General features: G+C 55.4%; 2 protein-coding genes. Both read right to left on the reverse strand.

Going from position 1 to position 3,065, the window contains the following annotated elements; genetic code table 11:
- A partial coding sequence (locus tag Q0510_RS08400) for a glycoside hydrolase family 2 TIM barrel-domain containing protein (RefSeq protein WP_298710019.1) occupies positions 1–2,358 on the reverse strand: 2,358 nt, incomplete at its 3' end.
- Positions 2,359–2,421: 63 nt separating this feature from the next.
- On the reverse strand, positions 2,422–3,065 hold a 644-nt coding region (locus tag Q0510_RS08405; protein WP_298710021.1), incomplete at its 5' end, for a RagB/SusD family nutrient uptake outer membrane protein.

The following is a 3,065-nucleotide window of genomic DNA, read 5'->3' on the forward strand; positions in this document are numbered from 1 at the left end:
CGTAGGTTCCCGCCAGAAATGCGGTTGCAGCGGCGATAATAATATTTCTTTCCCGCCCAACGCGTATTGCGCCAGCCAGCCGGTTTGCTTATCGAAACGAATGTCAAAACCATTTCCGAAAAAGCGAACGGACTGCCCATCTTCCCTGTAATCCGCGGATGGTCCGGATAATACCGGTGGCTGGAAGTTGCCGGGTTGCAGGGGGAACTGCTCCCATGCCGCCAGGTGCCCCGCGGGCACGAGGGGCGCTACAGCACTGGTATGCGCCTGGACCGTCAGGAAATATTCCCCGCCGTTCTCCATTTTGGGCAATGGCAGGTGAACGATGCGCGTGGCTTGCGGAGCTATATCCAGTTTGTCCAGTTTCCCTTCCGCAATCCGTTTGCCGTTGCGTTCCACGAACCAGGAAAACCCGTACGCACCTAGGTTCGTGAAATCATGCCGGTTAGTAACAGCGATGGCGTTTGCAGACAGCGGCGCCGCGGCGAAGGTCACCGGCTGCAATACCTTTTTCAATTCGTAAGCCTGCGGGTGCGGTGTGCGGTCGGCCGCGAAAAGCCCGTCGGCACAGAAGCTCGTGTCACTGGTAGCGCCTACGTTACCCATATCCCGGCCATACGCCCAGATATCCCTTCCCGCTTTATCTTTCTTTTTGAAAGCCTGATCTGAAAAATCCCATATAAAACCTCCCTGCAACTGCGGATGGCGATAGATCAAATCCCAATAATCCTGCAGGTTGCCTCCGCCATTGCCCATCATATGCGCATATTCGCACTGGATATAGGGCCTGTCGCGCCACCGGCGAACGTACTCCAGCATCACGCTGGTGGATTTGTACATCGGGCACACGATATCGGTATACGCATTGCGCTCCGCCGCTTCGTACTGCACGGGACGGGTATTATCTTTCGATTTCAGGTATTGATAAGTAGCGATGAAGTTTTCCCCGAACCCGCTCTCGTTGCCCAGGCTCCAGGTGATGACCGAAGGATGATTCTTGTTCGCTTCAAACATCCTGCGCGTGCGGTGCATATATGCTTCTTTCCAGGCCGGTTTATCTGACAGCGTTTTGTCGGCATGGAAATACATCCCGTCGCATTCGATATTCGCTTCATCCACCACGTACAAGCCGTATTCATCGCACAGCCGGTACCAATCCGGACTGTTCGGATAGTGGCTGGAGCGCACTGCATTGATGTTGTACATTTTCATCAACCGGATATCTTCCACCATACCCTGCACCGTGATCACCTTGCCGGTGTGCATATCGTGTTCATGGCGGTTCACGCCTTTGATCTTCACTGCTGCGCCATTTATCAACAGCTGCCCGTTGCGGATCTCTACGGTCCGGAAGCCGGTTTGATGCGCAATGCTTTCCACCAGCCGGCCATTCCGATCGAATTGGGAAATGAGCAGCGTATAAAGATGGGGATGCTCTGCATTCCAGCTTTTTACGTGCTGCAGGTTCGTTTCGAAATGATAATGCGTTTGGTTTTGCAGCGGTTGCTGGCTTTGGAAGACGGGTTGCCCGTCGGCGGCGGTCAGGCTCACTTGCAGGCGACCACCCGTGGAGGGGGCGTTCATGGTAATGTCCAGTTGAAAGATGCCGTGCTGATAGCTGCTATCCAGCAGGGATTTCACGAAGAAGTCCTGCACAGCCACTTTAGGGCGGGCGATCAGTTCCACGCTGCGCTCGATGCCGGAGAGCTTCCACATGTCCTGTCCTTCGAGGTACGTGGCGTCGCTGAAGCGGAATACTTCCACCGCCACTGTGTTCTCCCCTTTCCGCAGGTACTCCGTGACATCGAATTCCGCGGCGGTTTTGCTGTCTTTCCCCAGCCCAACATATTTCCCGTTCACCCAGCAGTAAAAGAATGAGTTCACAGCGCCGAAGCGCACCACCACGCGTTTCCCATTCCAGTTTTCCGGCACCCGGAAGCTCCTGCGGTACGAGCCTACGGGATTGTCGTTCTCCGGCGGATAGGGAGGGTTCACGGGGATAGGGTATTCCACATCCGTAAAAATGAACCGGTCGAAACCCTCGGTCTGCCAGTGCGCAGGCACTTTAATGTCTTTCCATTCCGCCACGCTGAAATCATCCGCAAAAAAACGCCGCGGCCGCTGTGCGGGATTGGGCGACAAATGAAATTTCCATAGTCCATCCAGCAGCAACACATTCGGCGAAGGTTTCGCCGCCAGCGCATCGCTTTCAGACGCGTACGGAGTAAACGAAGCGCGCGGCGGCAGGGCGTTTTCAGTTTGTACAGCCGGGTTCTGCCAGGCGTCCGGTGTTTGTGCGGCAGTGGCCTGCCAAAAGAAGCAAATCAACCCGATGCTCCATCCAATGCTAATTTTCATACGATCCTTTCTCATGGTAAAAAATGCGCCGGCGCCGCAAGCAACGCGCGCCGGCGCAAGGAATCAATACAAATTATTTTGCTTCAACAGCGGATTAACACTGATCTCTTTCAAGGGTATAGGGTAACGGATGTGCTTGTCTTCCACATAATTCGCGGCCGACGGCTTGCCATGCTGCACCAGCGTGTTTTTCACGTTCAGCTTCGCCGTATTGCCCCGTGCCCAGCGCATCAGGTCGAACCAGCGGATACCCCACTCCATGGCCAGTTCCACCGGCCGCTCGGTGTGGCGGATATGCTCGCGGAGCTGGTCTTTCGCCATGCCGGCGATGGGTTTGGCATGACTGCGCTCCCGTACTTCGTTCACGAACCCGATTGCTTCGGCGGTCTTATTGTTTTCATTCGCCGCCTCGGCGAGCATCAGCAACACATCCGCATACCGGATGATGGAAATATTATATCCCACATACGCGCCGCTGCGGTCGTTGGGATAAGCATACTTGTTGAAATACACCGGCCGTACCATCGTGCCTTTCACATCGGCGTAAGGCACCAGGTTGGCGGGCACGTTGAGGTCCCACATGGCCGACTGCGGATCATCGAAGAAAATGGTGCCATACACGCGGTCGCTGTAGCCACCGGTGGGCGTTCTATCGTTCTTCAGCGTCTGGATCAGCCAGTCGGAAGGGTACATGAGCTCCCAGCCAT

The organism is uncultured Chitinophaga sp. (genome assembly GCF_937874145.1).
In the GTDB taxonomy this organism is placed as follows: Bacteria; Bacteroidota; Bacteroidia; order Chitinophagales; family Chitinophagaceae; genus Chitinophaga.